Below are 3,056 nucleotides of genomic sequence, written 5' to 3' on the forward strand. Positions count from 1 at the left end.
CGCGGGCCGGACGGTTCGCGCGAGGCCCTGCCCGGGGTGCCCGGCAGCCGCTCGGGAGCCGCCGGGGTGCCCGGCTGCCGCTCGGGGGCCGCGGGCCGGTCCGGGGCACCGCAGCCGGACGCCGCGGGCAGCGCCACGCACAGCCCCAGGAAACCCCGCCTGCTCCAGCCCATCGGTGCCCACCTCGGTCGGTCGTCGCCGGTCGTCGTCCCGTCGTGCGAGGCTCTCATGCCGTACGGCGGGCGGCGGCCAGCCGGTCCCTCAGCCGGCGCCGGGTGATGCGTACCCGGTCCCGCATCCGGGTCAGCCACGGACGGCGTTCGCGCTGCTCGCGGGTGCTGCGGTCCAGTTCCTCCAGCAGCCGGCGGGAGCGGTGCTCGATGTCCAGCTCGTCGATGATCCGGTTGCACTCGGCCAGCACCGCGCCGTGCAGCTGCCACTGCCGGGGATCGCGGCGCACCTCGTCCAGCAGCATCTGGGCGAGCTTGTCGCGGGTGGCCGCCGCCGTCTCCAGCTCGGCGGACAGCCGCTCCTCGGCCGACTCGGCGTTGGTGCTGACATGGGTGGTGACCAGCACCGCGAAGCTGACGATGGCGTCCGCGATCTCGGACAGCAGCTGCTCCACGACGGCACCGGTCTGCGGCTCGAACAGCGGTTCCGGTTCGCGTTCCTTCGCCAGGTCGGTGAGGGAGCGGGCGATCACCCGCAGCACGACCATGCAGATCTCCAGGGTGTCCAGACCGGTGCGCAGCACGATCCGGTGCAGCAGGCCCTCCCGCACCCGCGGATTGAGCCGCAGGCTGTCCTCGGCCTGCCGCAGCGCCGCGTCCACCTGCACGATGTCGTGGTCCAGGCGGCGTGCCTCGTGCAGCCGTTCGGCGGCCCGCTCCGCCGGGGTGCGGCCCGCCGCCTCCTCGCCGACCCGCAGCATCAGCTGCCGCATCCGGCGGGCCAGTCCCTCGATCGACTCGCCGGCCTCGCCCACCCACACGGGTGGTGGCAGCAGCAGATTGCAGCTCATGCCGACGGCCGCGCCGATCAGTGTCTCCAGCACGCGCGCCCAAGCGTAGTCCCCGACGGCGGTGACACCGAGGACCAGCATCGCGCTGATCGCCACCTCGGCCACGTACTCGTCGACCCGCACCAGGTGGCCCACCGCCAGCGACACCATGATCACCAGCGCGAGGCTCCACCAGGTCAGACCCACCAGCAGGCTGAACGCGATGGCGACCAGCACCCCGGCCACCACCGCGTTCACCCGGCGAATGCCGTTGGTGAGGGTGGCGTACAGGGTGACCTGGACGACCAGCAGGGCGGTCAGCGGCGCGGTGAGCGGGGCCGCCTCGGGGCTCAGGTGCAGGGCCACGACGTAGGCGACGGTCGCGGCGAACGTCGACCGCAGGGCCTGTACGACCACGGGTTCACGACGTCGCTTCACCCAGCGTGCGACAGGTTCCGGCCACTCACGTACATCTCGCATCCCTTGCGCTGTTCCCCGTCACCGTGGAGGTCGAACGTCTCTCGGGAAACCGTTCAGCTGTACAGCCTGTCCAGGAAGGCGAAGAGATTGCCCCTGGTGCGGGCGATCTGCTCCTCCAGCGTCAGGCTCTCCTCGAAGCGGACTCCGCTCTCCGGCACTTTCTTGCCACGCAGGTAGAGGGAGCAGGCGAGGTCGGTGCACATGTACAGGCCGACCGAGTTGCCCTCTCGCCCGGCCGCGCCGGCCTTGCGCCCGGTCATCAGCGACACGCCGCCGCGCGGATGGGCGGTCAGGCACAGGGCGCACATGCTGCGCTGGAGGAAGCCGCGCTGCGGGGGCGGGAAGCGCAGGCTCACGCCGATCAGGCGGCCGTCCCGCTCGGTGACCAGATAGCTGCGGTCGGGTGCCCCGCCGTCCCGCCAGCCCAGGAAGTCGAGGTCGTCCCAGGGGCGTTCGGCGAGGTCCCGGGGGAGGGGCAGACGCTTGGCCTCGCCCTTGGAGCAGTTGACGAAGGAACCGCGAATGTCGTTCTCGGTCAGCGGTCGCACGGGGTGTCTCCTGAAGTTCGCCCGAAACCTAGGGGGTCTAGGTTTCGCGGGATCCAGGGTAGTCAGCGGATGCGTGCGGGTGCCATCGATTAAAGCGGGCGGCCCGTCCGCGGCGGCGGTTCGGGCGTCAGGCCGGTGCCGGCGGCCACACCCCGGTCACCAGCACCCCGAGCGCATAGGCCCGGGCCACCAGCTCCGTACGGTTCGCCGCGCCCCAACGCGCCTTGAGGCGCCGCAGGTGATAGGTGACACCGTCCGCCGTGAGGCCGGTCTCCCGGGCGGCGCGGGCCGTCGTGGCACCGCCCGCGAGCAGCGCCAGGATGCGGGCCTCCACCGCGGTGACCCGCACGGCGCCGGGCTCGTCCGCCGTCTCCCGTTCACCCATGACCCGCAGCATCACCAGCAGCATCGGTGTGTCCCCCACGGCGTCGCTGACCGGATCGGCGGTCAGCTCCCCGTACCGCTCCGCCCCGCCGGGGGCCCGCCAGCGCACCGACACCTGGTACCGCGACCGGTGCCGCAGCCGCAGCGCCTCGGCGATCCGCTCGACCTGGGTCGCCTCCTGCGGCCGGAACAGCTCCAGCACGTCCCGGCCGCGCAGCCGCCCCGGAGTCGTACCGCACTCGCCGGCCATCGCCGGATTCGCCAGCAGCACCGCCCCGTACACATCGCACACCGCGACCGGGAGGGACACCCGGTCGAAGAGGGTCAGCGCGCGATTGCGCCACAGCACGGCGTCCCGCCGCTCCCGATCCACCCGCACCTCCCGCCGCAGCTTCGCCGCGTCTCACGATAAAGACGCAGGTCGACGGCGGTGACCGCGGGTCGGAATCAGGGAAGTCCGAGCGGTGGGGTCCCGCCGCGCAAGCGGGAACACGCACTTTCCACTGCAGAATCATGTAGTTCCGTGGCCCGGGCGCACCCCGGCGGACACGCAGGCTGGAGGGAGTAGTTCCGTACCGCGAAAGGCAGTTGTCGCGTCATGCCCCCCACCGCGCCGCACCCCCACAGGTCTCCTACACACATCC

Annotated in this window: 3 protein-coding genes; all 3 read right to left on the reverse strand. The window is 72.3% G+C overall.

The genetic code is table 11. The features are described 5' to 3' along the window. Positions 1-226 precede the first annotated feature (226 nt). Positions 227-1,480, reverse strand: coding sequence for an FUSC family protein (locus CCN42_RS31400; protein ID WP_086740693.1), 1,254 nt, complete (start codon positions 1,478-1,480; stop codon positions 227-229). A 53-nt stretch (positions 1,481-1,533) separates the two neighbouring features. Then, a complete protein-coding gene (locus tag CCN42_RS31405; RefSeq protein ID WP_086740695.1) occupies positions 1,534-2,028 on the reverse strand; it encodes an FBP domain-containing protein in 495 nt (164 codons plus the stop codon). Positions 2,029-2,155: 127 nt separating this feature from the next. After that, complete coding sequence (locus CCN42_RS31410; protein WP_086740697.1) at positions 2,156-2,785, reverse strand: PAS domain-containing protein; 630 nt, start codon at positions 2,783-2,785, stop codon at positions 2,156-2,158. Positions 2,786-3,056: the final 271 nt, after the last annotated feature.

It is taken from the genome of Streptomyces glaucescens (assembly GCF_002154375.1).
GTDB lineage: Bacteria > Actinomycetota > Actinomycetes > Streptomycetales > Streptomycetaceae > Streptomyces > Streptomyces glaucescens.

Excerpts from the sequence above, each read along its gene's own strand:
- CCN42_RS31400 (WP_086740693.1), bottom strand. The coding sequence starts at position 1,480 with ATGCGAGATGTACGTGAGTGGCCGGAACCTGTCGCACGCTGGGTGAAG.